The 24,146-nt window shown below is 42.5% G+C and carries 33 protein-coding genes and 1 tRNA gene; 7 read left to right on the top strand and 27 right to left on the bottom strand.

Annotation, left to right across the window (positions count from 1 at the left end; genetic code table 11):
- Nucleotides 1-37: 37 nt before the first annotated feature.
- From rpsN to rplC, 14 genes are all read right to left on the bottom strand, one after another.
- A complete protein-coding gene (rpsN, locus tag ABIB39_RS19430) occupies nucleotides 38-307 on the bottom strand; it encodes a 30S ribosomal protein S14 (RefSeq protein ID WP_354431842.1) in 270 nt (89 codons plus the stop codon).
- Complete coding sequence (rplE, locus tag ABIB39_RS19425; protein ID WP_354431841.1) at nucleotides 300-869, bottom strand: 50S ribosomal protein L5; 570 nt, start codon at nucleotides 867-869, stop codon at nucleotides 300-302. Before rplE ends, rpsN begins: the two co-directional genes overlap by 8 nt.
- Nucleotides 869-1,210 carry a 50S ribosomal protein L24 gene (gene rplX / locus ABIB39_RS19420; RefSeq protein WP_354431839.1) on the bottom strand — a complete coding sequence of 114 codons (342 nt, stop codon included), beginning with the start codon at nucleotides 1,208-1,210 and terminating at the stop codon, nucleotides 869-871. Before rplX ends, rplE begins: the two co-directional genes overlap by 1 nt.
- Nucleotide 1,211: 1 nt before the next feature.
- Complete coding sequence (rplN, locus tag ABIB39_RS19415; protein WP_073405786.1) at nucleotides 1,212-1,580, bottom strand: 50S ribosomal protein L14; 369 nt, start codon at nucleotides 1,578-1,580, stop codon at nucleotides 1,212-1,214.
- Nucleotide 1,581: 1 nt separating this feature from the next.
- Nucleotides 1,582-1,836, bottom strand: a complete 255-nt coding sequence (rpsQ, locus tag ABIB39_RS19410) for a 30S ribosomal protein S17 (RefSeq protein ID WP_354431838.1) — start codon at nucleotides 1,834-1,836, stop codon at nucleotides 1,582-1,584.
- 20 nt (nucleotides 1,837-1,856) lie between these two features.
- Nucleotides 1,857-2,066 (bottom strand): 50S ribosomal protein L29, encoded by a 210-nt coding sequence (gene rpmC, locus ABIB39_RS19405; protein ID WP_252757837.1) that lies wholly within the window; start codon nucleotides 2,064-2,066, stop codon nucleotides 1,857-1,859.
- 110 nt (nucleotides 2,067-2,176) lie between these two features.
- Nucleotides 2,177-2,599: a 50S ribosomal protein L16 gene (rplP, locus tag ABIB39_RS19400; RefSeq protein WP_129876197.1), complete on the bottom strand. Its 423-nt coding sequence runs from the start codon at nucleotides 2,597-2,599 to the stop codon at nucleotides 2,177-2,179.
- 47 nt (nucleotides 2,600-2,646) lie between these two features.
- Nucleotides 2,647-3,519: a 30S ribosomal protein S3 gene (rpsC, locus tag ABIB39_RS19395; RefSeq protein ID WP_354431837.1), complete on the bottom strand. Its 873-nt coding sequence runs from the start codon at nucleotides 3,517-3,519 to the stop codon at nucleotides 2,647-2,649.
- A 6-nt stretch (nucleotides 3,520-3,525) separates the two neighbouring features.
- On the bottom strand, nucleotides 3,526-3,954 hold the full coding sequence (gene rplV / locus ABIB39_RS19390) for a 50S ribosomal protein L22 (RefSeq protein ID WP_067059749.1): 429 nt from the start codon (nucleotides 3,952-3,954) through the stop codon (nucleotides 3,526-3,528).
- A 3-nt stretch (nucleotides 3,955-3,957) separates the two neighbouring features.
- Nucleotides 3,958-4,224: a 30S ribosomal protein S19 gene (gene rpsS / locus ABIB39_RS19385; RefSeq protein ID WP_067059750.1), complete on the bottom strand. Its 267-nt coding sequence runs from the start codon at nucleotides 4,222-4,224 to the stop codon at nucleotides 3,958-3,960.
- Between the two features lie 2 nt (nucleotides 4,225-4,226).
- Nucleotides 4,227-5,054, bottom strand: a complete 828-nt coding sequence (rplB, locus tag ABIB39_RS19380) for a 50S ribosomal protein L2 (protein ID WP_354431836.1) — start codon at nucleotides 5,052-5,054, stop codon at nucleotides 4,227-4,229.
- 7 nt (nucleotides 5,055-5,061) lie between these two features.
- Nucleotides 5,062-5,352: a 50S ribosomal protein L23 gene (gene rplW, locus ABIB39_RS19375; RefSeq protein ID WP_354431835.1), complete on the bottom strand. Its 291-nt coding sequence runs from the start codon at nucleotides 5,350-5,352 to the stop codon at nucleotides 5,062-5,064.
- Nucleotides 5,353-5,354: 2 nt separating this feature from the next.
- On the bottom strand, nucleotides 5,355-5,987 hold the full coding sequence (rplD, locus tag ABIB39_RS19370; RefSeq protein ID WP_252757832.1) for a 50S ribosomal protein L4: 633 nt from the start codon (nucleotides 5,985-5,987) through the stop codon (nucleotides 5,355-5,357).
- Between the two features lies 1 nt (nucleotide 5,988).
- Nucleotides 5,989-6,606 carry a 50S ribosomal protein L3 gene (gene rplC / locus ABIB39_RS19365; RefSeq protein WP_354431883.1) on the bottom strand — a complete coding sequence of 206 codons (618 nt, stop codon included), beginning with the start codon at nucleotides 6,604-6,606 and terminating at the stop codon, nucleotides 5,989-5,991.
- A 235-nt stretch (nucleotides 6,607-6,841) separates the two neighbouring features.
- On the opposite strand from rplC, the gene ABIB39_RS19360 reads away from it, so the two are divergent.
- Entirely contained in the window at nucleotides 6,842-8,365 is a 1,524-nt protein-coding gene (locus tag ABIB39_RS19360) for a rhomboid family intramembrane serine protease (RefSeq protein WP_354431834.1), read from the top strand.
- A 10-nt stretch (nucleotides 8,366-8,375) separates the two neighbouring features.
- On the opposite strand, the gene ABIB39_RS19355 is transcribed toward ABIB39_RS19360, so the two are convergent.
- Entirely contained in the window at nucleotides 8,376-9,635 is a 1,260-nt protein-coding gene (locus ABIB39_RS19355) for an NAD(P)-binding domain-containing protein (protein WP_354431833.1), read from the bottom strand.
- Nucleotides 9,636-9,837: 202 nt separating this feature from the next.
- Between ABIB39_RS19355 and ABIB39_RS19350 the strand changes: the two genes are divergently transcribed.
- The 3 genes from ABIB39_RS19350 to ABIB39_RS19340 all read left to right on the top strand — a co-directional run bounded on the left by ABIB39_RS19350 (nucleotide 9,838) and on the right by ABIB39_RS19340 (nucleotide 11,551).
- Nucleotides 9,838-10,581, top strand: a complete 744-nt coding sequence (locus tag ABIB39_RS19350) for a hypothetical protein (RefSeq protein WP_354431832.1) — start codon at nucleotides 9,838-9,840, stop codon at nucleotides 10,579-10,581.
- Nucleotides 10,582-10,588: 7 nt separating this feature from the next.
- On the top strand, nucleotides 10,589-11,035 hold the full coding sequence (locus ABIB39_RS19345) for a hypothetical protein (RefSeq protein ID WP_354431831.1): 447 nt from the start codon (nucleotides 10,589-10,591) through the stop codon (nucleotides 11,033-11,035).
- Between the two features lie 105 nt (nucleotides 11,036-11,140).
- Complete coding sequence (locus ABIB39_RS19340) at nucleotides 11,141-11,551, top strand: VOC family protein (protein WP_354431830.1); 411 nt, start codon at nucleotides 11,141-11,143, stop codon at nucleotides 11,549-11,551.
- Nucleotides 11,552-11,597: 46 nt separating this feature from the next.
- Here the strand turns inward: ABIB39_RS19340 and ABIB39_RS19335 are convergent, their stop codons facing one another.
- The 6 genes from ABIB39_RS19335 to ABIB39_RS19310 all read right to left on the bottom strand — a co-directional run bounded on the left by ABIB39_RS19335 (nucleotide 11,598) and on the right by ABIB39_RS19310 (nucleotide 17,257).
- A complete protein-coding gene (locus ABIB39_RS19335; RefSeq protein WP_354431829.1) occupies nucleotides 11,598-12,707 on the bottom strand; it encodes an acyltransferase family protein in 1,110 nt (369 codons plus the stop codon).
- Nucleotides 12,708-12,803: 96 nt separating this feature from the next.
- A complete protein-coding gene (gene rpsJ, locus ABIB39_RS19330) occupies nucleotides 12,804-13,109 on the bottom strand; it encodes a 30S ribosomal protein S10 (RefSeq protein ID WP_022830652.1) in 306 nt (101 codons plus the stop codon).
- A 127-nt stretch (nucleotides 13,110-13,236) separates the two neighbouring features.
- Nucleotides 13,237-15,348 (bottom strand): elongation factor G, encoded by a 2,112-nt coding sequence (gene fusA, locus ABIB39_RS19325; RefSeq protein ID WP_354431828.1) that lies wholly within the window; start codon nucleotides 15,346-15,348, stop codon nucleotides 13,237-13,239.
- A gap of 85 nt (nucleotides 15,349-15,433) precedes the next feature.
- On the bottom strand, nucleotides 15,434-15,901 hold the full coding sequence (gene rpsG / locus ABIB39_RS19320; RefSeq protein ID WP_121245903.1) for a 30S ribosomal protein S7: 468 nt from the start codon (nucleotides 15,899-15,901) through the stop codon (nucleotides 15,434-15,436).
- 19 nt (nucleotides 15,902-15,920) lie between these two features.
- The gene (rpsL, locus tag ABIB39_RS19315) at nucleotides 15,921-16,340 is read right to left on the bottom strand and encodes a 30S ribosomal protein S12 (RefSeq protein ID WP_191161789.1); all 420 of its coding nucleotides are present in this window, start codon (nucleotides 16,338-16,340) and stop codon (nucleotides 15,921-15,923) included.
- Between the two features lie 452 nt (nucleotides 16,341-16,792).
- Nucleotides 16,793-17,257, bottom strand: a complete 465-nt coding sequence (locus ABIB39_RS19310; RefSeq protein ID WP_354431827.1) for a hypothetical protein — start codon at nucleotides 17,255-17,257, stop codon at nucleotides 16,793-16,795.
- Nucleotides 17,258-17,353: 96 nt separating this feature from the next.
- On the opposite strand from ABIB39_RS19310, the gene ABIB39_RS19305 reads away from it, so the two are divergent.
- A tRNA-Gly gene (locus ABIB39_RS19305) sits at nucleotides 17,354-17,426 on the top strand.
- A gap of 36 nt (nucleotides 17,427-17,462) precedes the next feature.
- Here the strand turns inward: ABIB39_RS19305 and ABIB39_RS19300 are convergent.
- The gene (locus ABIB39_RS19300) at nucleotides 17,463-18,689 is read right to left on the bottom strand and encodes a serine hydrolase (protein WP_354431826.1); all 1,227 of its coding nucleotides are present in this window, start codon (nucleotides 18,687-18,689) and stop codon (nucleotides 17,463-17,465) included.
- Nucleotides 18,625-19,128, bottom strand: a complete 504-nt coding sequence (locus ABIB39_RS19295) for a serine hydrolase domain-containing protein (protein ID WP_354431825.1) — start codon at nucleotides 19,126-19,128, stop codon at nucleotides 18,625-18,627. The genes ABIB39_RS19300 and ABIB39_RS19295 overlap by 65 nt, the downstream gene beginning before the upstream one ends.
- A 128-nt stretch (nucleotides 19,129-19,256) precedes the next feature.
- Here ABIB39_RS19295 and ABIB39_RS19290 point away from each other — a divergent pair, with 128 nt between their 5' ends.
- Nucleotides 19,257-19,508, top strand: coding sequence for a hypothetical protein (locus ABIB39_RS19290; RefSeq protein ID WP_354431824.1), 252 nt, complete (start codon nucleotides 19,257-19,259; stop codon nucleotides 19,506-19,508).
- Between the two features lie 498 nt (nucleotides 19,509-20,006).
- Here the strand turns inward: ABIB39_RS19290 and ABIB39_RS19285 are convergent, their stop codons facing one another.
- The 4 genes from ABIB39_RS19285 to ABIB39_RS19270 all read right to left on the bottom strand — a co-directional run bounded on the left by ABIB39_RS19285 (nucleotide 20,007) and on the right by ABIB39_RS19270 (nucleotide 23,506).
- The gene (locus ABIB39_RS19285; RefSeq protein WP_354431823.1) at nucleotides 20,007-21,179 is read right to left on the bottom strand and encodes an acyl-CoA dehydrogenase family protein; all 1,173 of its coding nucleotides are present in this window, start codon (nucleotides 21,177-21,179) and stop codon (nucleotides 20,007-20,009) included.
- A gap of 234 nt (nucleotides 21,180-21,413) precedes the next feature.
- Nucleotides 21,414-21,866, bottom strand: coding sequence for a DUF1569 domain-containing protein (locus tag ABIB39_RS19280; RefSeq protein WP_354431822.1), 453 nt, complete (start codon nucleotides 21,864-21,866; stop codon nucleotides 21,414-21,416).
- A 2-nt stretch (nucleotides 21,867-21,868) separates the two neighbouring features.
- Complete coding sequence (locus tag ABIB39_RS19275; RefSeq protein ID WP_354431821.1) at nucleotides 21,869-23,167, bottom strand: alpha-L-fucosidase; 1,299 nt, start codon at nucleotides 23,165-23,167, stop codon at nucleotides 21,869-21,871.
- Nucleotides 23,168-23,176: 9 nt separating this feature from the next.
- Nucleotides 23,177-23,506, bottom strand: a complete 330-nt coding sequence (locus ABIB39_RS19270) for an L-rhamnose mutarotase (protein ID WP_354431820.1) — start codon at nucleotides 23,504-23,506, stop codon at nucleotides 23,177-23,179.
- 113 nt (nucleotides 23,507-23,619) lie between these two features.
- Between ABIB39_RS19270 and ABIB39_RS19265 the strand changes: the two genes are divergently transcribed.
- Nucleotides 23,620-24,135, top strand: a complete 516-nt coding sequence (locus ABIB39_RS19265; protein WP_354431819.1) for a GNAT family N-acetyltransferase — start codon at nucleotides 23,620-23,622, stop codon at nucleotides 24,133-24,135.
- Nucleotides 24,136-24,146: the final 11 nt, after the last annotated feature.

Genomic DNA, 24,146 nt, shown 5'->3' with positions numbered 1-24,146 from the left:
CTATGTTTTGAATTTCAGTTCAAGGCCGATATTTTGCTTACCAGCTTGCCTTTTTAATACCTGGTATTTTACCAGCTAATGCCATATCACGGAATGTAACACGTGATATACCAAACTGGCGCATATAACCACGGGGGCGGCCGGTTAATTTGCAACGGTTATGTAATTTAACCGGTGATGAAGCTTTAGGCAATTTGTCTAAACCTATGTAATCGCCGGCTGCTTTTAACGCTGCTCTTTTTTCAGCAAATTTTGCTACTAATTTGGCACGTTTTACTTCACGAGCCTTTACGCCTTCTTTAGCCATTGTTAATTGGTGTTTGATTTTTAAATGGTAAACCAAATTGTTTCAGTAACTCCAATGCTTCAACATCGTTAGTTGCCGAGGTTACAAAGGTAATATCCATACCCTGGATCTTGTTGATCTTGTCAATGTTGATCTCCGGGAAGATAATTTGCTCTGATATACCTAATGTATAGTTTCCGCGGCCGTCAAAACCTTTGTCGTTGATACCTTTAAAGTCACGGATACGTGGCAGGGCAACAGCAATTAAGCGGTCTAAGAACTCATACATCGTGTTATCACGTAAAGTTACACGTACACCTATTGGCATACCTTTACGTAATTTAAAGTTTGAGATATCCTTTTTAGATTTTGATGCAACAGCTTGCTGGCCGGTAATGGTGGTTAACTCGGTGATAGTGTTCTCGATAAGTTTTTTATCGGTAGTAGCACCGCCAACACCCTGGTTGATAGCAATTTTTTGCAATTTAGGAACCTGCATTACGCTTTTGTAGGCAAACTTGTCCTTAAGCGCTGTGCGGATATCTTCCTTATATTTTGTTTTTAATCTTGGTACGTAAGTCATTACTTAATTTCCTCCCCTGATTTTTTTGATACTCTAACCAATTTGCCGGCATCGTTTAATTTACGGCCTACACGGGTTGTTTTACCTGTTGATGGTTCAACCAGTGCCAGGTTAGATATATGTATAGCAGCTTCCTGCTTTACAATACCGCCGTTAGGGTTGGCTGCATTAGGCTTAGTGTGTTTTGATACCATGTTGGCACCTTCTACTATAGCCCTGTGTTTTTCAATGATAACTTCAACTATTTTACCTTGTGATCCTTTTGAATCTCCGGCTATAACCTTTACTAAATCGCCCTTGCGGATCTTTAATTTAGCTGGTTTTGTGTTTTTCTTTTCCATATTACAATACCTCCGGTGCTAATGATACAATTTTCATAAATTGTTTTTCACGTAATTCTCTGGCAACAGGGCCAAAGATACGTGTGCCCCTTGGCTCATCCTGGTTGTTTAACAAAACGGCTGCGTTATCGTCAAAGCGGATATATGAACCATCTTTCCTGCGTATCTCTTTCTTGGTTCTAACCACTACTGCTTTAGATACAGTACCCTTTTTAACGTTACCTGATGGTAAAGCGCTTTTTACGGTAACTACTATCTTATCGCCAATAGAAGCATATCTTTTACCTGTACCACCTAATACGCGTATCACTAAAACTTCTTTAGCTCCGCTGTTATCGGCTACATTTAATCTTGATTCCTGTTGTACCATCTTATTTAGCCCTCTCTATAATTTGAACTAATCTCCAGTTTTTGTTTTTGCTCAACGGACGGGTTTCCATAATCAATACGGTATCGCCAACACCACAGGTGTTTGCTTCGTCATGAGCCATAAATTTGGTAGTCTTCTTTACGAATTTACCATAGATGGGGTGCTTCACCTTCCGCTCTACAGCAACCACAATAGACTTTTCCATCTTATTGCTTACTACCAGGCCGGTACGTGTTTTTCTTAAATTTCTTTCCATTGTTTTCCGACGCTTAAAAATTAATTCTGTTCAGAAGCTGACGCCGCCTTGCGTTTTGTTAGTTCAGTAGTTAAACGAGCAATATCCTTACGCACTTTAGTAATGCGGGTTGGGTTCTCAATAGCCGAAACCGCGTGTGCAAATTTCAGTTTAGTAAGAGTTGATTTTTCCTCGCCCAGTCTTGCTGACAATTCTTCGGTTGTAAGCTCTAAAATTTCTGAGTTCTTCATGTTCTTTATTGTTGTTGTAATGTTGGAAAGTTTAAATGTGTTAATGTTACCTTATGGCGGCTGCAAATAACTCTACAACCTTTCAACACTTACAACTTTCAACCTTAAATTTATGCTTCTACGTAATCCCTACGTGTTACAAATCTTGTTTGCACAGGTAACTTTTGTGCTGCCAGGCGTAAAGCCTCTTTAGCAACATCTAAAGGCACACCTTCTGCTTCAAATATCATCCTGCCCGGGCGTACAACTGCAACCCAGTATTCTGGTGCACCTTTACCTTTACCCATACGTACCTCTGCCGGTTTTTTTGTTACAGGTTTGTCAGGGAATATCCTGATCCACACCTGGCCTTCACGTTTCATGAAACGTGTTACAGCGATACGTGCAGCCTCGATCTGGCGACTGGTTATCCAGGCGGCTTCGAGTGATTTTATACCGAAAGATCCAAATGAAAGTTCAGTACCACGACTGGCTAAACCTTTCATCCTGCCTTTTTGCATCTTTCTGAACTTCGTTCTTTTTGGCTGTAGCATTTTATTAAGCTTTTATATCCTTACGGATATGTCTTTTCTAATTCTTGTTATCTTCTTCCGGGGCCGCCTGGACGGTTACCACCACCTTGACCTGGCCCACCCGGGCGGCCACCACCACCGCCTCTGCGGTCGTTGTTGCCACCGGCACCTGGTTTACGATCGCCTCTGCGCTCGCCACCTCTTTCGCCGCCACGTGCATTATCACGGCCGCCGAAACCTGGTGCGCCACCTTCAGGGCGTCCGCCTTTACCGCTTGCGCTGCTTGTACCGCCAATGTTTGGAGATAGATCGCGTTTGCCGTAAACTTCACCTTTACAGATCCATACTTTAACACCTATTTTACCATAAGTAGTTAAGGCTTCTGCCAAAGCATAGTCAATATCGGCACGGAAAGTATGCAAAGGAATTCTTCCTTCTTTATATTGTTCGGTACGTGCCATCTCAGCGCCACCTAAACGGCCTGATGTCATCACTTTAATTCCTTCGGCACCCATTCTCATGGTAGAAGCAATTGTAGTTTTCATGGCACGACGGAAAGAGATACGTGCTTCAAGTTGTTTAGCAATACCTTCGGCAACCAACTGGGCATCAAGCTCAGGGCGTTTTATCTCGAAGATGTTGATCTGAACATCTTTTTTTGTTAATTTTTTTAACTCTTCCTTGATCTTATCAACCTCGGCACCGCCTTTACCAATTACAATACCCGGACGGGCAGTGTGGATGGTTACAGTGATGCGTTTTAAAGTACGTTCTATAACTACTTTAGATACGCCACCTTTGTTGATACGTACTGATAAGTATTTGCGGATCTTTTCGTCTTCAACTAATTTGTCGGCATAGTGATTTCCACCGAACCAATTAGAATCCCAACCGCGGATGATGCCTAACCTGTTACCTATTGGATGTGCTTTTTGTCCCATTTCAAATTAGTTGTTATCGTTTTTACTATCCACAATTAGAGTTACATGGTTAGAACGTTTGCGGATACGGAAACCTCTACCTTGTGGTGCAGGGCGTAACCTCTTTAATTGACGGCCACCACCTACTGATACTTCTTTTACAAATAAGGCACTATCCTCAACACGTTTGCCTTCGTTTTTTGCTTCCCAGTTTTTAATGGCTGATAACAAAAGTTTCTCTACACGTATAGCTGCTTCTTTGTTAGTAAATTTTAAGATGTATAACGCTTTCTCAACGTTTTCACCACGGATCAGATCAACCACCAAACGCATTTTACGTGGTGAAGTTGGACAGTTCTGTAGTTTAGCAACCGAAGAGCCACCCACTACGAGTTTAGCCGCTTCTTTCTGTTGCCTGATCAGTACAGACTTTTTGATTTTAGTTGTTGCTTCCATGCCTTATTTTTTCTTTTCTGCGTGACCGCGGAATGTGCGGGTTGGTGCAAATTCTCCCAACTTGTGACCAACCATATTTTCTGTTACATACACAGGGATAAACTTGTTACCATTGTGTACTGCGAATGTATGACCAACGAAATCAGGAGAGATCATGCTACGGCGCGACCATGTTTTTACAACTGATTTTTTACTTGCATCATTCAAGGTCAGAACTTTTCTTTCCAGGTTATGATCTATGTAAGGTCCTTTTTTAATTGAACGTGCCATTATTATTTCTTCCTTCTTTCAATGATATAACGATCTGACCCTTTTTTCTTGTCACGAGTTTTGAAGCCTTTAGCTAACAAACCTTTACGTGAACGTGGATGACCACCTGATGATCTACCCTCACCACCACCCATAGGGTGATCTACCGGGTTCATGGCAACACCACGAACTCTTGGGCGACGGCCCAACCAGCGGTTACGGCCAGCTTTACCTAACACGGCATTTGCTTTTTCGCCATTTGAAACGGTACCGATAGTTGCCAAACAAGTTGACAAGATCATACGTGTTTCGCCTGAAGGCAATTTGATAATGGCATATTTGCCATCACGTGCTGATAACTGAGCGTAAGTACCGGCACTGCGGGCAATAACACCACCCTGGCCTGGGTTTAACTCAATATTGTGGATGATAGAACCTAACGGGATGTTTTTCAAAGGCATGGTGTTACCAACCTCTGGTGCTGCAGTCTCGCCAGATACAACTACCGTTCCAACTGTTAAGCCTTCCGGAGCTATCATATATCTTTTTTCACCGTCTACAAAGTGTAGCAATGCTATACGTGCAGATCTGTTTGGATCGTACTCGATAGTTGCAACTTTTGCAGGGATGTCAAACTTATTACGTTTGAAGTCAATTAACCTGTATGCTTGTTTATGACCACCACCAAGGTAGCGCATAGTCATTTTACCGCTGTGATTACGACCGCCCGATCTTGTGTTGGCTGAAACAACCAACGATTTTTCGGGAACATTTGTAGTAATATCGGAGTTGATTACATCAATCCTGAAACGGGTACCCGGCGTAACCGGTTTAAATCTCTTTACTGCCATGTCCTAATTATATATTGCTGTAAAAATCTATTGTTTCACCATCCTTCAGCGTGATAATGGCTTTCTTATAAGTAGCGGCACGGCCAGATACTGCACCTGCTTTTGTGTTGCGGGTTTTAAGTTTACCTACATATTTCATTGTGTTAACTGCTGTAACGTTAACACCATACATAGTCTCAATAGCGCCTTTGATCTGAATTTTGTTAGCCCTGTGGTCAACTTTAAACGCGTAGCGGTTAAGTTTCTCAGTAAGTTGAGCTACTTTTTCAGTAAGTAAGGGTTTCTTTAAAATTTCCATAATTACTTAGCTAATGCTTCCTCCAAAGTTTTAACAGCGCCTGTAGTTAAGATTAGTTTGCCGGCGTTTAACACATCATAAGTGTTAAGCTGCTCAACTGATATAACCTTAGTTTTCTTCAGGTTCCTGCTTGATAAATAAACGTTGTTATTTTCGGCACCTGCTAATACTAATAACGTTTTATCGTTAGTAACATTCAGGTCGGCTTCCATTTTAATATACGTTTTGGTTGCGATGGCGTCAAAGCTGAAGTCCTCAAGAACCAAAATGTTGTTATCTTTTGCTTTGTATGATAAAGCTGAAGCACGGGCCAATGATTTAAGCTTTTTGTTTAATTTAAAGCTGTAATCACGTGGCTGCGGACCGAAAACACGACCACCACCATTAAACAATGGAGATTTGATGCTACCTGCACGGGCGCCGCCTGTACCTTTTTGTTTATGTAATTTGCGGGTACTACCTGCAATTTCATTACGTTGTTTTGATTTGTGCGTACCCTGGCGTTGGTTAGCTAAGAACTGCTTTACATCTAAGTAAATAGCATGATCGTTAGGCTCTACTCCGAATACGGACTCAGGCAGTTGCACCTTGGCACCTGTTTCTTTACCTGATAGATTTAATACGTTGATTTCCATCTTATTTATCCACTATTACGAATGAACCCTTAGCTCCGGGGATAGAACCTTTAACTACGATTAGGTTTTGCTCTGCAAATACTTTAACCACTTCAAGGTTTTGTACTTTAACGCGAACGTTACCCATTTGACCCGCCATACGCATACCTTTAAATACACGTGAAGGCCATGATGATGCACCCAATGAACCTGGAGCACGTAAACGGTTGTGCTGACCGTGAGTTTGCATACCCACACCACCAAAACCGTGACGTTTTACAACACCCTGAAATCCTTTACCTTTTGAAGTACCTACTACATCAACGTAATCGCCTGCGGCAAAAATCTCAACAGTGATCATATCACCAAGAGCTTTTTCGTCTTCGAATGTTTTAAATTCAACAAGTTTACGTTTTGGAGTAGTACCGGCTTTTTGGAAATGGCCTTTTAACGGGCCTGAAGTGTTTTTTTCCTTCTTCTCGCCATATGCTAACTGTACAGCTGCATATCCATCTGTTTCAACAGACCTGATCTGGGTTACTACGCAAGGGCCAGCTTCGATTACAGTACAAGGAATATTTTTCCCCGCTTCATCGAAAATGCTGGTCATTCCTACTTTTTTACCAATAATTCCTGACATTTTCTTTATTTTATTTGTGCCCATCGAAGCAGTAGGGCTTCGTTCAAGGCATATTATTTCCCCCTTAAGGGACGGCAAAGATAGAAACTTTACATTAATTTTCAAATAGTTATCAAGTTATTTTTAAATAAATATTAACGCAACGTAATTACCATTCAATTTAATGATAACCACCCTTTAACTTGTGTATTTAAAACGATGATGTATCTTTATAACTTACACCTAAACTTTTAATATGAGCTGGGGCCTTTCGCCACGTAAAACCAACACCGTTCCACTTGATGATTATAACACCCGCCATTATCTTACGCTTGTTTATCATGCGTTTATTAACCTTGGCTGGCGCATAGGCTATTTTAACCACGATGGGATAATTGCATATACCAATATTTCGTGGTCATCATACGCCGAAGAAGTATCTGTACATATAATAGACAACCAAGCCGTCATAAAAAGTGAATGCGTTGGTTATCAGGCCCTTTTTACCGATTATGGCAAAAACGAGAAAAATGTAGAATTACTGTTTGGCGAGATAACTTATGCCGAGTATCATTTGCAAAATAACCTGGAGGAAACAACCCAGCAACTTATTGATAACATCCCCGATAACCAGTTTATCAGCTTTGATAACCCTCCATTAGGTTATAAGGAAAAACTTCGCGGCTTTTTATCATATTTTAATCCCAACCGGGGCTACAGCGTTACCCCTATCCTGGTATTGGCAAACATTGGTATATATATTATAAGTACAGCGGTATTGATAGGCATGTATGTTGCGCTGAATATACAACACAAACAGGGCGCACCGGCTGCTGCAGAGATCAACTTAGAAGAGATCTATCTTTCGATTGGTTTTAGCGGGCGAAACCAAGTGCTGCACGGGCAATTATGGCGGCTTGTAACCAGCACGTTCCTCCACTTTTCTGTCCTGCATATTGTAGGTAATATGATTGTGCTGATCTACATCGGTTCCCTAATTGAGAGCAAGCTTGGCAAATGGAATTACCTTTTTGTTTACCTGCTTACCGGCATTTGCGCCAGTGCAACCTCTGTTATATGGAACCAGGAGGGCGTAATGGCGGGTGCATCAGGCGCAATTTTTGGATTGTTTGGCGTACTGCTGGCATTGTTAACCACCGACTTCTACGAGAAGAACGCACGCAGGGCTTTGCTTATTAGTACCGCCATATTTATTGGCTATAGTATTATTCCGATTGGCAGAGACATAGACCATGCAGCACATTTGGGTGGGTTGGTATCCGGTTTTATATTCGGCCGGATAGCTTATATCGGGTTAATGCATCAAAATAAAAGCCTTATTGCAACAACCGCTTTGGGCATTACAATAGCTTACACTGCGTTATGTATATTTCTTGCTCCTGTATATCAACTAAAGGAAATGCGGCAGCTTTCAACTAAAACCGACACCCTTTTTGCCCGGCTTAACAACGATTTTTACCATAGTTATGATCTCTCACGCTCCGATAAATTAGCTATGCTTAATAATAAAACCATGCGCCGGGTGGATACCCTTTCTAACATTGGCAAACAGATGAAAGCTTTGGCTCTGCCTGTTAAAGACAAAAAGGTAGCTGCAATAAAATCTAAAATTATATTACTGGAATGCCGCCTTTACAAATTGCTTTACAAAGAATTTAGCGACAACGATAATCATAAATACCGGGACGAGATAAGCAAGGTTACCAATAATATAAACGAACTGCGTATTGATTGGGGTAAAATAGAAACTAACGATTAGTCACCTACTTTTAAGTCATCATTAACCGTTTAATCAGCTCGGCGCTTTGCTTGTTGCCTTCTTCCAGCCTGCCTGCAAAAAAGGATTGCACCTCGTTAAAGTGTTTCTTGTAGCCTTCCATATCGCCGTAACCGATGATGGCGCTCCACTCCCGCACTGCGGAATGAAATTCCAGATCGTCTCCGCGGATGGTTTTATCGTAAAGGGCTGTTTTTATAGATTCTTCCAGCAACTCCTCGTTCTTGAACAAATATTCGGCAATACCCAAACGCAGGCGGAACGGCGGGGTTTGGCAAATCAGGTTATCATAAGGGTTTACGCCCAGGTGGTACCAGGCATCAACCATACTTAAGATACTTAGGTGCGAGTTGGGCTTTTGGTGCCCCGCATCGCGCGCAAGCGAAAACTCGCGCATAATGCTATCATTAAACATAATAGGCTTGCGGCTTTCATGGAAAACAAAGTCGCGGGCGCGGTAAAGGCGCTTCCTAAATTCCTGCTCTTCTTCCTTTATCATCAGCTTAAACAATTCTGATTCCGACTCGGCATACCTTTTAACCTGTTGCCTTGCGTAAGGGTTCAGAATAGCCAAACCAGCGTAAACGTGTGCTTTATAGCTAAAGATGCGCAGGGTGGTCAGGATCTTTACATTATCGATACCGCCTATATAAGAAGCGTTCTCCCACGGGAAAAATCCTGCGGATTTCCAGGCGGTGCCCATGCTTTCGAAACCTACGTGTGTTACAGCCTGCGTATCGGCCACAATTTTATCGTGCTCGTGGTAATCAGGGATCTCAACAATGTCGGTTTCTAAGGCCGTAAAAAGGTCAAGCATGCGCTGATAAGCATCAGGCTCGCTTCGGTGATTGATCAGGATAAGTTTTTGGCCTTTAGGCTCAAAGCCCGGGCCGTGCATGGCATGAAAGGTGATGATCTGCGCATCGGCCGGCAGGTACTTTTCAAATATGGCTATCTCGGGATGCTTAACAGACGTTTGCCCCGCTACAATAGCCCCGTACTTTGTCGACGGACCGTACATGCCCACCACCTGCTCCAATTTGTCGGCTTCAACAGAATATATGATAAGGTCGCTTACGCGCGATACATCTTTACCGTTATCCATCAGGGCGATGCCCAAGTGATTGAGTTCGTTCTCCAGTCGTTCGCGGTTAAGGGGCATATCGCAGCCGCACACTGTGTAGCCCGCCTTCGCGAAAGCTTTGGCGTATAAACGGCCCATATCCCCTAAACCTATAATACCTATGCGCATAGTATAAAATAAAGGCCTAATATATGCTTTTTGCTAATTACACCTTGTTATATACCGCTATACTTAACACCTTTTGTAAAGATGGTGGTGATACATGCCATTTGTTTAAACAATATTTATAAACTTTAAATTAATTTGTTACGTTTAACTTATTATACATTTACACAGCGTAACCGATCTTATAAACGATACCTACAACTATATGACCAAGCTTTTGAATTTACGGATCACCTTGTTAGCGATATTTATTTTAGGAAGCGCAGGCTTTAGCCTCGCGCAGGATTCTACCAAAAAAGTAACCGCTGCTAAACCTGTTGCCGCTAAACCCAAATACAGCGCATATAAAAAGCCCGCGGTTACTACCGTGCCTGTATCAGGCGCGGCAGGCGTAACAGCAGCCCCTGTTGCGGTGCAACAACGCCCGGTAGCTCCTGTTGCCCTTGTAGATAAAAGCCTGCGTGGCCAGTACCAATACCTGCTTACCAAAGTTTACAACTACCAGCAGCCCTTAGTTGCCGCGTTGTTTAAAAACTATAACGATACGCTTAGCATTACCCGCAAACAATTAAAGCAGGCACAATTAACAGTTGCAGAGCAGTCAAAAACAATTGATACCTTAAAAAAATCATCAACCGGTAAAGACCAACAAGTGGCCGAATCAAAAGCCAAAGTTGATGAGGTGAGCCTGGTTGGCGTACCACTTTCAAAAAGCACCTACAACCTAATTATGTGGGGGCTGGTTATAGGCTTTGGTGTTATAGCAGCAATAGTAATAGCCCGCAGCGGCAGCCACAGCCGCGAGGCAAGCTACCGTACCAAGCTTTATAATGAACTGGAAGAAGAGTACAAAACCTACAAAACCAAAGCCAACGAAAAAGAAAAGAAGCTTGCCCGCGAATTGCAAACCGAGCGCAATAAAAATGACGAATTAACCGGCAACGGATAGCCCTTACATGAAGGCCTTTTTATTTGGTTGGAACCCCATTAAATTCAAATGGGAGAATATCGATGAAGACATTGAAAGGCTAAAAGCCACCGGCCAACTGGTAGATAATTGGAGCGTTGCCAGCCACAAAAGTATAGCAATTGGCGACCGCGCCTATCTTGTACGCCTGGGTGCCGAACCCAGAGGGATTTTCGGCTCGGGGCTTATCGTGTCAGCACCTTATCTTGCATCGCGCAATGGGCGCGTTTATCACCGCATTAATATAGGGATAGATGCTTTGCTTAATCCCGACAAGGAGCGCATCCTTACTTTCGACACCTTGAAAACCGGCAACCTTGCCGAACAAACCTGGGCGCCACAGGCATCCGGCATATCTATAAGGCCACAACTGGTTGATGAATTGGAGGGAGCATGGCTTGATTTTTTGTCGGATACTTATTATGGGCAATTATAGATCCCTTGCGGCTGTTGTCGCAAAAGCCCCCTTAACTTGTCGTTTTTACACATTTGAAGTATGAGTTTACGACCGTACTTTTGAATAAACAAACAACCAACAATTATGGCAACTCAATTTTTTTTAAACATGGCTGTTAACGACCTTGATAAGTCGATAGCGTTTTTCACCAAACTTGGTTACACTTTTAACCCTCAGTTTACCAACGATAAAGCAATCTGCATGATCATCAGTGATACCATTTACGTGATGCTGCTAACTAAACCTTTCTTCCAGACATTTACCGAAAAAAGGATCATTGATGCACATAATGAAGTAGAATCCCTGATATGTATATCTACCGAAAGCAAAGATGCGGTTAACGAGATGGTAAACAAAGCAGAGGCAGCAGGTGCAACCATACCTAACCCGGCTACCGACTACGGTTTTATGTACCAACACAGTTTTGCCGATCTTGATGGCCACCACTGGGAGTTTATGTGGATGGACCCTGCCGGCCCGCCTAAAAACCAATAGTTTTATACATTAAAGCAAAGTGGCATCTAACGGTGCTGCTTTTTTTTTATTGCGCACTATTCTCGGGTTCAAATTTTTGCTTTAATTTTAAAAATCTCTGTTCAAATTTGAAGGACAGCGTTGCGATGACCGATATCGCGACAAATTTTACGAGCATTAATACCCAAACCGGTTGTGGGCTTAAAAACTTAAGCCAGGGATGCCAGGCATGGTTACCTACAAAAAGTTGCTGCCAGATGTATATGCCATATGATAGCAAACCCATCCTTACCATAATGGGGCTTCGTAAAATTCGGGATAAAAGGTTATCAGAGTTAATGCTCATTAAAATAATGATGCCAAATATGATGGCCGAGATATATTCGGCAATATATTTAAGATGATACAAAAACCGGGGTGAGCAAATGACCAGCGTCCACAATAGCAGTATAATGCTTAAGTACTTGGGTTTACCTAACCACCTGATATCTAAATTATATTTAAATATCAGCATCGCGAATACCGAGCCGATGAGTATCATGGTTGGCCCTTTCCAAAATGCATATCTGCAAAGCTTTGCCAATAGCGCAATGGATGTGTGGCTATTATATAACCCGGTGGTGTAAAAACTAACAATAGCAAATAAGGGCACTACGATCACTATTGATAAAATAAACCAAAAGTAGCGTGTGGGATTAAGTGCTAATAAAGCCGGGAAAACCAGGTAAAACTGCACCTCGACGGCTAACGACCAGTACTGCGCTGTATAATAAGAACTTGGCAGCGGCGAATTTTTATAGAAAATGAACGATTGCAGGAAATCAAACGCAGGTATATTCAGCGTGAAAATGTAGTTTAATATTATAAGCACCAGCAGGTATAAATAAGCTACCGGTAAAATCCTTAAGCAACGGCGCACATAAAAGTATTTTATGTTTACACTCCCGGTTGTAAGTTTTTCGCTTACTAACAAGGTGGTAATCAAAAAGCCACTAAGCACAAAAAAAAGCTGTACCCCAATGTTGCTCTCCATATTGAGCCCTACTTGTCGTAAATAATAATTGATACCAAAATGCGGAAGCAGCACCAGCAAAATAGCTACACCCCTAAGCCCGTCTAAGGCCTGGTTACGGGTTGTTTGTAAATTTACAGGAATGCTCAACTTAGTCTGCCACATACGCATAATGTAAACGAATTAAGGCTTTAAAAAGCGATAAACCAAAAAAGCCATTCTTTTTCAAGAATGGCTTTTTCTATAGATCTTCCGGTACGGTTATACTTTGATCTCAACTTCAACACCGCTTGGCAATTCAAGCTTCATTAGCGCATCTACAGTTTTTGAGTTTGAACTGTAGATATCCAATAAACGTTTGTAAGAACATAATTGGAATTGCTCGCGTGCTTTTTTGTTAACGTGCGGAGAACGCAAAACAGTGAAAATTTTCTTTTCGGTTGGTAACGGAAGTGGTCCGCTAACTACAGCGCCTGTAGGCTTTACTGTTTTAACGATCTTCTCGGCTGATTTATCAACCAAGTTGTAATCGTACGATTTTAATTTGATCCTGATTCTTTGGCTCATTTTGTTTTTGATTTAAACCACCCTAAGAGCTATTTATTAGGGTGATTGGTTTATTTGAAAATTTGAAGATTTGATAATTTGAAGATCATTTTCAAATCTTCAAATTACCTCATCTTCAAATCAATATTTATGCGTTTGCAGCAGCTTTTTTGCCTCTTGCTTTAGCAACTATTTCTTCCTGTACGTTACGTGGTGCTTCAGCATAGTGATCAAACTCCATGGTTGAAGTAGCACGGCCAGATGTAATTGTACGTAACTGGGTTACGTAACCAAACATTTCTGAAAGTGGTACAGTAGCTTTAATTACCTGTGCACCTGCGCGGCTATCCATACCTAACAGCTGGCCACGACGACGGTTCATATCACCGATAACATCACCCATGTTTTCTTCAGGGGTTAAGATCTCGATCTTCATGATGGGCTCAAGCAATACCGGTTTACATTTTGGTAACGCTTCACGGTAAGCGATCTTAGCAGCTAACTCGAAAGATAGCGCATCTGAATCGACCGCGTGGAACGAACCATCAATTAAACGAACTTTTAAACCTGTAAGCGGGTAACCTGCCAACACACCATTTGCCAATGAAGCCGCGAAGCCTTTTTCAACAGATGGGATAAACTCACGAGGGATAGAACCACCAGAGATCTCGTTAACGAAAGTTAAACCTTCTTTACCTTCATCGTTTGGTGATATAATAACCTGGATATCGGCAAATTTACCACGGCCACCAGTTTGTTTCTTGTAAGTTTCGCGGTGCTGTGTAGTACCTGTGATAGCCTCTTTGAAAGCTACTTGTGGCGCACCCTGGTTAACCTCTACCTTAAACTCACGTTTAAGACGGTCCATAATGATATCTAAGTGAAGCTCACCCATACCGCTAATTACGGTTTGGCCGGTTTCTTCGTCAGATTTAACGTGGAAGGTTGGATCTTCTTCAGATAATTTACCTAAAGCCATACCCAATTTATCAACATCAGCCTGAGTTTTAGGCTCGATAGCTAAACCGATAACCGGCTCAGGGAAGTTCATCGACTCCAGAATGATAGGGAATTTCTCATCACAAAGTGTATCACCTGTTTTGATATCCTTAAAGCCTACTACTGCTGCAATATCACCTGCACCTACATTAGGTATAGGGTTTTGCTTGTTAGCGTGCATCTGGAATATACGGGAGATACGCTCCTTGTTATCTGAACGCATATTGTGTACATAAGAACCAGCCTCTAAGTTACCGGAGTAAACGCGGATGAAACATAAACGGCCTACGAAAGGATCCGTCGCGATTTTAAACGCTAATGCTGCAAATGGTTCTTTTTCTGATGGCTGGCGGATAATTTCTTCGCCAGTATCAGGGTTAGTACCAACAATACCATCAACATCCATAGGTGACGGAAGTAATTCCATCACATAATCAAGCATGGTTTGTACACCTTTGTTTTTGAAAGATGAACCACACACCATAGGTACAATTTTAGCATCTAACACTGCTTTACGCAATGCATCTAAAATTTCGCGCTCGGTGATAGAAGCAGGATCCTCAAAGAATTTCTCCATCAGGCTCTCATCGTAATCAGCAACTGATTCCAATAATTTTTCTCTCCACTCGGTAGCTTCCTCGATCATATCCTCAGGGATAGGCACTTCGGTAAAGGTCATACCTTTATCAGCCTCATTCCAAACAATACCTCTCCAGTTAATTAAATCAACAACACCTTTAAAGTTCTCTTCTGCGCCAATTGGCAACTGAAGCGGAACAGCGTTGCTGCCTAACATAGTTTTTACCTGTTTAACAACATTCAAGAAATCGGCACCGCTACGGTCCATCTTGTTAACGAAACCTATACGGGCAACGTTATAGTTGTTAGCAAGCCTCCAGTTGGTTTCTGATTGTGGCTCAACACCATCAACTGCACTAAACAAGAAAACCAAACCATCTAATACACGTAAGCTACGGTTTACCTCAACGGTAAAATCCACGTGGCCCGGGGTATCAATAATGTTGATGTGGTATTTCTGGTCCCTGTATTTCCAGTCGATAGTAGTAGCAGCAGATGTAATGGTAATACCACGTTCCTGCTCCTGCGCCATCCAGTCCATTGTAGCTGCACCCTCGTGTACTTCGCCAATTTTATGGCTAACACCCGAGTAATACAGAATACGCTCTGTAGTAGTGGTTTTACCGGCATCAATGTGAGCGGCAATACCTATGTTTCTTGTATATCTTAGATCTCTTGACATATTCTTTTTTATTAAGTGCGGGAGCGGGGTATTCAGAGCGTTTTAATCCACTCCTCGCACCCTACTCCCGCACTAATTATTTTATTTAGAATCTAAAGTGAGAGAACGCTTTGTTGGCTTCAGCCATTTTATGCGTATCTTCTTTCTTCTTCACGGCAGCACCTTCACCTTTAGCAGCAGATATGATCTCGCCCGCTAACTTCTCCATCATGGTTTTTTCACCACGGCGACGAGCATAGCTGATCAACCATTTCATACCCAAGGCAACTTTACGCTCCGGGCGAACTTCTGTAGGTACCTGGAAGTTAGCACCACCAACACGGCGGCTTTTTACTTCAACAGCAGGCATTACATTGTTCAAAGCTTTTTTCCAGCTGTCTAAGCCGTTTTCGCTTGTTTTCTTTTCAACAATATCAATTGCATTATAAAATATGGTGTAAGCGGTAGATTTTTTACCATCAAACATCATGTTATTTACAAACCTGGTTACCAATACTTCGTTAAATTTTGGATCAGGAAGAAGGATTCTTTTTTTCGGTTTTGATTTTCTCATTGTTACTATCCTCCTTTAATTATTTCTTTTTCTTAGGTGCACCTTTTGCCGGGGCAGCTGCCTGTCCTGGTTTAGGGCGTTTAGTTCCGTATTTAGAGCGGCGCTGGTTACGGCCCGCAACACCAGATGTATCTAACGCACCACGGATGATGTGATAACGTACACCAGGTAAATCTTTAACACGACCACCGCGGATCAGTACAATAGAGTGTTCCTGTAAGTTGTGGCCTTCACCAGGGATGTAGGCGTTAACTTCTTTACCATTTGTAAGGCGCACACGTGCAACTTTACGCATTGCTGAGTTTGGTTTTTTAGGGGTAGTGGTGTACACACGTGTGCATACTCCTCTTCGCTGTGGACAACTGTCCAACGCTGGTGACTTACTCTTGTCAACCATAGCTACTCTACCTTTTCTAACTAATTGCTGAATAGTAGGCATTTTTCCTTTTTTGTATTTACTGTTTTATCCTTATTTTAAGGACTGCAAAGGTAGACACTATTTTTTGATTTTCAAGGGCTTGGGCGAAAAGTTTTTTCAGTAACTGATTGATTGAGTGTGCCAAGTAGCCGGGAGGAGGTAAACCGCACTATCAACTTAGCATTCTGAACAATACCAAAGAAACTAAGCTGCTATATTTCTGAATTTTTAATTAACAATACATATGATTAATATCATGAGCAATGGTGGCGCTATTTTGTCAGTAGTTGTGTTTTATTAAACCACTTATTATCAGCTATTTATAAATATTCGCGTGCGTTCACGGCCGTGAACGTGAACATTTTCACCATAATTGAAAAGCATTTGTTGGTAATGCTATCTCCCGCCAGCCCAGCTTTCCGCTTATACGGCACAGGCCTTAGGCACTGGGTCGGTATCCGCTGCAATCGGGTTTAGGAGTTTAAGATTATGGCTTTTTGTATCCTTTTACTGATTATCTTTAATTCTAACATAGTTAAAAGCATAAACCCGGCAAAAAACACCGCGGGTACCATAATACCCTCATAATTATATTTATTTACAAGTGCGGTTGCAGTGACAACAATAAAGCCTAAGGCCCAAAAAACTATAACACCAGTAGATAGTAAACTATACCGAATTTTATATTCGATGTCGGTTCCATTTTTTGGAATTATAACTATCATCCTTGGCAAAAATTTTTCAAAAGAAGTCCTCAAGCGGGAAAACTGTACTTCTTTTTTACTATCGTAACCTAAGAAAATTTTATTGCTACCTATATCGCTTACAGTAGATACAAGATCAAGCGCGTGGGTTCTTTTAAGCGAGCATTTACGCAAGGCTTGCTCAATCACTAACTTTTCGGTTTCAGTAAGTGTAATTGTTTTTAAATAAATCATGACAGGTTTTAAATACTGCCCTAATGTAAGCAAATTCAACTATTTCAAAATATTTTTTTGCCATTTAAACTAAAATTATACTTTTGCCACCCCAACGCGAAAGTAGCTCAGTTGGTAGAGCACGACCTTGCCAAGGTCGGGGTCGCGAGTTCGAATCTCGTCTTTCGCTCAAATCCTCCCCGTAACCGGGAAGGATTTTTTTGTTTCATTTCACCTTCAACCAGCCCACCGGTATATCATTCATAAACTCCTTATCAATATTACCATTGGCATCTTTTGTAAATTTAAGGGTAAAGCCGGGTTCGCTATTATAAAACTCCAGGTCACCCACCCTAAAAAATTCCAGTGTACCGCCATCCCATGATTGTGTAAGGATCAGTTTATCGCTGGTAACTTTAAACTGCACAAACATCCCATTGTCTTCCCGCTTAAACCTGCCTTCAAAAGCATTAAGCCCGGCGGGGTTAAATTTACTGGATTGCTTTAATGCTTTTATGTGGTATTTAACTGCAACGTTTGTACTATCCATTAATAAAGATCGCACGTAATTTTCAAGCGCTACCTGTTTATTGCCCGCAGCTTCATAAGCCGCTGCAAGGCTGCTATAGGCATTTGGGTTTTGCGGATACCATTTTATCTCCTGGTTTAATATGGCAATAGCTTTTGTGTAGCGTTTTTGTTTAAACAACGTGTTGCCATAACCGTTAATATCCCGCTCAGAAAAAGTGTAACCTTTTCCCTTTAATCTGTTTAATATTTTTGCGGCGTTTTTAAATCCTTGCTTTCTCAGGCTTGCGTAAAGCTGCGCCATGGTTAAGGGCTGGTCGTACCCCAGGCGAAGCCATTGCATGGCACGGGTGGTTTGTTTGCCTAAAAACACATCGATGAGCTTATCGGTAGGTTTAAGGCCATGATCACCGCGGGTAAAAAAAACAAGGCTTTGCCCTTGCCGCGGGTATGCGATAAAGAAAGAGTAGAAATCATCCGTACTGCCCCAGTGCCAAATAGCCATGCCTTTCTCGTTTTGCTGCAAACCAAGGCCAAGCCCCCAATCAATATACTTATCCGCAGCCGAAGTATCCCTATTAAACCATTGCGCATTGCTTTGTTTGGCAAACATTTGCTTTTGCGTTGCCGGCTTTAAACCCTTCCCTTGTATTAACGCCTGTAAGAACCTGTTATAATCCTGCGCATTAGTGAGCAGGCTAAAAGCGGCATTGGGGTACATCCAGGCTATGTCTTTAACCACTGTGCCCAGCATAACGCTGTCCATTTTAGTGGTTTGCAAGTAGGTGCTGCTTGTCATGTGAAGGGGTACAAAAACCTCCTCTTGCATAATTTGCTCAAAAGGTTTCTTCAGGATAGCTTCAATAACTTTTTGCAGGAACCAGATCCCCTCGCCCGAGTAAGCGAAAGAGGCCCCCCGGTTCAAATAGTAGTTTAACCTTCGCGCTACCAAATTCCGAGAATTCTGCCAAGCCGGACCTGTGACTTAAAACCATTCTCGCGGTTATTTTTCCGTATTGTTTATCGGTGCTATCAAATCTATTATAAGTACCTATATAGGCCAATAAAGGAGTATCGATATGAATAAGCCCCTTATCATACAAGCGCATAATGGCATATGCGAAAACCGCTTTACCTAATGACCCCGCACGGAAAACTGTATTTGCATTTATCTTTTTAGTTTGCCCCCGTTTGCCAACCCCCGCATTGTAAAGTGTTGTTTTACCCTTTGCTGAATACGCAAGTTGAATCCCCGCAAGGTAGTTATCGTCGATTACATGGTCGAGCATCTTCCGCTTATTCCCTTGCGCTCTTACGGAGCTGCAAACCGCCAATAAAAACAAACAGTAAATTATATTCTTCATACTTGGATTGATCTTCAAATATGAAATTAAATAGCTTTATTTCCTAATCAAACAGAATTAAATTCTGTTTTTCGATTTATTTCAGCGAGTCTGAATTTCTTCATACCTTGAGATCAAAACCAAATAACATGAAGACAGACCTTTACACCAAAGTTATCCTAACCATTATCGCAGTTGCCCTAACCCTTAACCTGGTTAAAAGCAGCATTACCCCCGCCATGGCCGATACCAAAAAGTATGTTACCCTCCCCGCTAACGCCGATGGCAGCATCAACGTAAATATTAATAGCATGAACGAAACAATGGATGTAAATATCAAAAATGTTGATCGCAGCGCATTTTACTACGTTACGCCTATCCCGGTGAAAGTTACCCAGTAACCAGCTAATCATCAGCAGATTGTAACCGAATTGCAATATTGGGATAAATTATCCATTTTAAGTTGTAGGATATAAATTATATTAATAAGATAATTTATATATTTGTTTCAACTAACAGATTTAATCAAACTGTCAGTATTAGTTAATTAAAAATTTATGAGAGCAGGTATAGCGCAAGGCCAATCCTGCTCTTTTTTATTTAACATACGCTGACTTAAAAATTCGGGATAAAAAAAAGCAGGTTTAGCTTAAGCCATACCTGCTTTAGGGCGCTCGCCCATGCCCCCAGGGCCGCTTGGTAAATATTACCGCGGTGCTCCGGGTGGTTTTGGCGGTGCTGAATGTCGTGGAAGGCTTCCGCAGCCTGTGCCCAGTACTGCGCCTAGCGCAGCAACTAATAAAAGGCCAAATATTTTCTTTTTCATAGTTATGTGTTTCACATACAATACCGCTTGGTACTAATTTGTTTTAATTATTGGCGCGTAGCTTTAACTAACTCTATTTCAACACTTCCCTGCTGATTACTATTTTTTGTATCTCTGATGTCCCCTCGCCTATGGTACACAGCTTGGCATCGCGGTAAAATTTCTCTACCGGAAAATCCTTCGTGTAGCCGTATCCGCCAAAGATCTGTACAGCCTCGTTAGCGCAACGCACCGCAACCTCTGATGCAAAATATTTAGCCATGGCAGATTGCTTGGTAACCGGCAAATGGCGGTTCTTCAGGTCGGCGGCTTGCATAATTAGCAATTCGGAAGCTTCTATCTCGGTAGCCATATCAGCCAGTTTAAACGATATCCCCTGGAAACTGCTAATAGGTTGGCCAAACTGGTGGCGCTCTTTAGAATAAGCAACAGCAGCTTCAAAAGCGCCTTTAGCTATGCCTAAAGATAATGCCGCTATAGAGATGCGGCCACCATCCAATACCTTCATGGCTTGTTTAAAGCCTTCACCCTCTACGCCAAGTAAATTTCCTTTAGGTACGCGGCAATTGTCAAATATCATTTCGGTGGTTTCTGATGCACGCATGCCCAGTTTATTTTCTTTTTTACCGGCACTAAAGCCCGGCGTACCGCGCTCTATCACCAGCGCAGAAATCCCTTTACTATCACCTATTTCGCCGGTGCGTACCATTACTACCGCAATGTCACCGCTTTTACCGTGTGTGATCCAGTTTTTAGAACCGTTCACTACGTAATGGTCGCCATCTAACACCGCGGTTGTAGCCATACGCATAGCGTCGCTGCCGGTATTGGCTTCGGTTAAGCCCCAGGCGCCAAGCCACTCGGCAGTTGCCAGTTTTGGTAACCAGCGGTGTTTTTGCTCATCATTGGCAAACGCCAAAATGTGGCCGGTACAAAGCGAATTATGCGCCGCAACCGATAGGCCTATCGACCCGCAAACCTTTGCTATCTCCACTATGGTGGTAACATACTCGGCATAACCGAGGCCCGAGCCGCCAAATTCTTCAGGAACAAGCACGCCCATCATACCTTGTTCGCCAAGTTGTTTAAACAACTCCAGCGGGAAATGCTGCTCTTCGTCCCACTGCATTACATTTGGGCGGATGTGCTTTTCAGCAAAATCTTTAGCCATTTGGCCTATCATTTTTTGATTGTCGCTTACGCTAAAATCGTAGCCCGCAGGGCTATCGGTTAACAAATGTTCCATGTAAAAAAAGTAGATTTATAATTGGTTGGCAGTAAAACTAAGTATTAATTTATCTAATAACAGCACCTTAAAAGCGCCTAAATCAACACCAAAACGGTATTTAGTATAAATATCATCTTTAAACGCAATAAGATAAATTTATTATGCATGCATAGCAAATAAAATAATTTGAAAAAAGTTTCAAGTGGATCCCTTGAGAATTATCTAAGCTAAAAATTCGAGGTAAACAACAGTTTAGAGCAGCGCAAACTGCGTTAAGTGGTGCGCCATGTGTTTACCGTGCCATATCAGCCACTCATCATAATCCATAGCACCGTATCCCCCGTGGTTTACCAAAATACCGGCGGGTTCAAAATACTTATCAAAATCTTTTAACTCCTGCAACAGCTGGGCTACTGCGGCTTGCAGGTTAGGGTATTCGTTTAGGGCGGGCAAGGCACCTAATATCAAATTCCGTGGGATTTGCGCATCGGTATAGATCCACTTTTTCTTCGCCTGTTTAGCCTCATCTTCGGGCACATCAAAAACAAACGTGAGTTTCCCGTTGGTGTACCTTACCTGGTCTATCATGTGCTCTACCATTTGCTGAGGCGTCATGTTGCCCCAAATGGGTTTGGCATCTGCATCCAGTTTTTTCAACATTTGATGCAATGCTTCGCGGTTTGCGGGCTCAACCAATTGTTTCATCCTTAGTTAACCGTCAGTTTTATAATCGTATCTATACCATCCATCGCCAACCCCTTAGTATAAATAAACAAACCTTCGGGCTGTTGTTTAAATTTAACCTCGCTTCCGTCTGCTAACAAAACGGCTTTACTTACCTTCTCTTTTAGTTGCGGGATAAATATATAGCCCTCGCCCTGTGGCGAAGTTATGTGGGCATACATCGTTTTGTCTTTAACGGTAATTACGCCCCAGGGCTGGGGTGGCATGTTGCTGCAGCGGGTACCGTAAATACTTTCGCCATTCTTTTTTATCCACGCGCCAACAATAGCGAGGGTATCGGTAAACTCCGGTTGGATCTTCCCGTTTGGCATCGGGCCTATATTCAGCAAAAAGTTGGCGTTGCGCCCGGCATCGCCCACCAGGTAATGGATGATCTGTTTAGAAGATTTAAAGCTGCGATCAGTAATGCTAAATCCCCAGCTATTGTTAATGGTTTCGCAGGTTTCCAACGGCAACTTGCCTATGGATTGATCTGGTGCAAACCCGGTGGTGTTTCCACCCGGCAGGTCCTTCTCAAACATCTGGAAGTCCTCACCATCCTTAACCGCAACGTGGTGGTTGTTACCTATCATTATGGCTGGATTCAGTTTGTGTATCAGCCCGTAGATCTCCTTATAACGCCAATCTACTTTGGTGCGTTCCCAATCGCCATCAAACCAAATGCCTTTTACGCCGGGGTATTTAGTTATCAATTCGGTTAGCTGGTCTTTCATGAATTTAATGTAGCCGTCCCAATTTCCTTTTGTGGGTTTCCCGTCAACTATCGGGCTGCCAAAGGCGTAATCGGGCCGGCCCCAGTCAAGCAACGAATAGTAAAAGTGAAGTTCGATGCCTTCCTTCTCACATTCTTTGGCCAGTTCCATCAAAGGGTCTTTATGATAAGGTGTGGCATCCACAATATTGTAAGGCGACATTTTGGTGCCGAACATGCTGAACCCATCGTGGTGGCGCGATGTAATAGTGATGTATTTCATACCCGCCTGTTTGGCAAAGGCCACCCATTCTTTTGCGTTAAATTCTTGCGGATTAAAAAAACCTGCAAGCCTTTTATAGCTATCGTAGGGGATGTTTTTGTTGTGCATCACCCACTCACCATCGCCCAAAATACTGTAGATCCCCCAGTGAATAAACAGCCCGAATTTCATATCCTGGAACTTCTTCCTTTGGGCAAGGTTCTCGGCAGTAGGTGTGTAAGTGTTTTGTGCCGATGCATTTATCGCGATAGCAACAAACAAGCATATTGCAAATAGTCTCTTCTTCATAACCATAATTTATAGCTGAAATATCTTATCCATCAACACCCATTTCTCGCCGGCAAATGCACCCTTTATGGGTTGCTGGTACTTCCACATCAGGTCTTCCCACTCCTGCACTTTGGCGTTGCCTGCATCCATGGCAGCTTTTTTAGAAAAGCTAAACCCGGCGTTGGCTTCCACGATCATCACCAGTTTTGTTCCCAGCCTGTAGATCTCCATATTGGTAATGCCCGACGCGGTAATACTATCCAAAATTTCGGGCCATACTGCTTTGTGGTGCTCTTCGTATTGGGCAATAAGGTCTTCGTCGTCTTTCAAATTGAGGGTAAGGCAGTACTTTTTCATAGGCATCTGGTAAGGTAAACGGGGGTTTACAACGATAATACAAGTAAGCAAATGTTTGGCGTAAAAGCAAGCGGTGCCAATAGCTTTCGGTAAAATTCATAGCTTAGTAATTTATGAGCACTATTTTGATCCCATCCACCAAGGTTAACCTGCGCCGTTTCACGCTTAACGATGCCGGTTTTATCTTTGAACTGCTTAACACCCCTACCTGGAAACAATTCATCGGCGACCGCAACATAAACACCCAAACAGATGCCGTTAATTACTTGCTTAACGGCCCTACGGCTATTTATGCCCAGCACGGTTTTGGCCCTTGGATGGTAGAACTAAATGAGGGCGGGGTACCCATTGGCATGTGCGGCCTGTTTAAACGCGACTACCTTGAACGCCCCGACCTTGGCTTTGCCTTTATGCCGGGGTATGAAGGCCGCGGGCTTGCCTATGAAGCTTGCACAGCTTCCTTAGCTTACATAAACGGGCATTACCCTATAGATAAACTATATGCCACTACTACCGACACTAATTTGCGATCGCGGCGTTTATTGGAGAGGTGCGGATTTACCTTAACTGGCACTGTAACCCCACCGGGCGATGAAGCACTTTTGCTTTACACGTTGATTTTACAATAACATAATACTAC

It is taken from the genome of Mucilaginibacter sp. UYP27, from assembly GCF_040547175.1.
Classification (GTDB): Bacteria; Bacteroidota; Bacteroidia; order Sphingobacteriales; family Sphingobacteriaceae; genus Mucilaginibacter.
This window is presented reverse-complemented; position numbering and strand designations above follow the sequence as displayed.

Bases quoted from the DNA above. Each gene is read 5' to 3' on its own strand.
- rpsN (WP_354431842.1), bottom strand. From the start codon at position 307: ATGGCTAAAGAAGGCGTAAAGGCTCGTGAAGTAAAACGTGCCAAATTA.
- rplE (WP_354431841.1), bottom strand. From the start codon at position 869: ATGACTTACGTACCAAGATTAAAAACAAAATATAAGGAAGATATCCGC.
- rplX (WP_354431839.1), bottom strand. From the start codon at position 1,210: ATGGAAAAGAAAAACACAAAACCAGCTAAATTAAAGATCCGCAAGGGC.
- rplN (WP_073405786.1), bottom strand. From the start codon at position 1,580: ATGGTACAACAGGAATCAAGATTAAATGTAGCCGATAACAGCGGAGCT.
- rpsQ (WP_354431838.1), bottom strand. From the start codon at position 1,836: ATGGAAAGAAATTTAAGAAAAACACGTACCGGCCTGGTAGTAAGCAAT.
- rpmC (WP_252757837.1), bottom strand. From the start codon at position 2,066: ATGAAGAACTCAGAAATTTTAGAGCTTACAACCGAAGAATTGTCAGCA.
- rplP (WP_129876197.1), bottom strand. From the start codon at position 2,599: ATGCTACAGCCAAAAAGAACGAAGTTCAGAAAGATGCAAAAAGGCAGG.
- rpsC (WP_354431837.1), bottom strand. From the start codon at position 3,519: ATGGGACAAAAAGCACATCCAATAGGTAACAGGTTAGGCATCATCCGC.
- rplV (WP_067059749.1), bottom strand. From the start codon at position 3,954: ATGGAAGCAACAACTAAAATCAAAAAGTCTGTACTGATCAGGCAACAG.
- rpsS (WP_067059750.1), bottom strand. From the start codon at position 4,224: ATGGCACGTTCAATTAAAAAAGGACCTTACATAGATCATAACCTGGAA.
- rplB (WP_354431836.1), bottom strand. From the start codon at position 5,054: ATGGCAGTAAAGAGATTTAAACCGGTTACGCCGGGTACCCGTTTCAGG.
- rplW (WP_354431835.1), bottom strand. From the start codon at position 5,352: ATGGAAATTTTAAAGAAACCCTTACTTACTGAAAAAGTAGCTCAACTT.
- rplD (WP_252757832.1), bottom strand. From the start codon at position 5,987: ATGGAAATCAACGTATTAAATCTATCAGGTAAAGAAACAGGTGCCAAG.
- rplC (WP_354431883.1), bottom strand. From the start codon at position 6,606: ATGTCAGGAATTATTGGTAAAAAAGTAGGAATGACCAGCATTTTCGAT.
- ABIB39_RS19360 (WP_354431834.1), top strand. From the start codon at position 6,842: ATGAGCTGGGGCCTTTCGCCACGTAAAACCAACACCGTTCCACTTGAT.
- ABIB39_RS19355 (WP_354431833.1), bottom strand. From the start codon at position 9,635: ATGCGCATAGGTATTATAGGTTTAGGGGATATGGGCCGTTTATACGCC.
- ABIB39_RS19350 (WP_354431832.1), top strand. From the start codon at position 9,838: ATGACCAAGCTTTTGAATTTACGGATCACCTTGTTAGCGATATTTATT.
- ABIB39_RS19345 (WP_354431831.1), top strand. From the start codon at position 10,589: ATGAAGGCCTTTTTATTTGGTTGGAACCCCATTAAATTCAAATGGGAG.
- ABIB39_RS19340 (WP_354431830.1), top strand. From the start codon at position 11,141: ATGGCAACTCAATTTTTTTTAAACATGGCTGTTAACGACCTTGATAAG.
- ABIB39_RS19335 (WP_354431829.1), bottom strand. From the start codon at position 12,707: ATGTGGCAGACTAAGTTGAGCATTCCTGTAAATTTACAAACAACCCGT.
- rpsJ (WP_022830652.1), bottom strand. From the start codon at position 13,109: ATGAGCCAAAGAATCAGGATCAAATTAAAATCGTACGATTACAACTTG.
- fusA (WP_354431828.1), bottom strand. From the start codon at position 15,348: ATGTCAAGAGATCTAAGATATACAAGAAACATAGGTATTGCCGCTCAC.
- rpsG (WP_121245903.1), bottom strand. From the start codon at position 15,901: ATGAGAAAATCAAAACCGAAAAAAAGAATCCTTCTTCCTGATCCAAAA.
- rpsL (WP_191161789.1), bottom strand. From the start codon at position 16,340: ATGCCTACTATTCAGCAATTAGTTAGAAAAGGTAGAGTAGCTATGGTT.
- ABIB39_RS19310 (WP_354431827.1), bottom strand. From the start codon at position 17,257: ATGATTTATTTAAAAACAATTACACTTACTGAAACCGAAAAGTTAGTG.
- ABIB39_RS19295 (WP_354431825.1), bottom strand. From the start codon at position 19,128: ATGAAGAATATAATTTACTGTTTGTTTTTATTGGCGGTTTGCAGCTCC.
- ABIB39_RS19290 (WP_354431824.1), top strand. From the start codon at position 19,257: ATGAAGACAGACCTTTACACCAAAGTTATCCTAACCATTATCGCAGTT.
- ABIB39_RS19285 (WP_354431823.1), bottom strand. From the start codon at position 21,179: ATGGAACATTTGTTAACCGATAGCCCTGCGGGCTACGATTTTAGCGTA.
- ABIB39_RS19280 (WP_354431822.1), bottom strand. From the start codon at position 21,866: ATGAAACAATTGGTTGAGCCCGCAAACCGCGAAGCATTGCATCAAATG.
- ABIB39_RS19275 (WP_354431821.1), bottom strand. From the start codon at position 23,167: ATGAAGAAGAGACTATTTGCAATATGCTTGTTTGTTGCTATCGCGATA.
- ABIB39_RS19270 (WP_354431820.1), bottom strand. From the start codon at position 23,506: ATGAAAAAGTACTGCCTTACCCTCAATTTGAAAGACGACGAAGACCTT.
- ABIB39_RS19265 (WP_354431819.1), top strand. From the start codon at position 23,620: ATGAGCACTATTTTGATCCCATCCACCAAGGTTAACCTGCGCCGTTTC.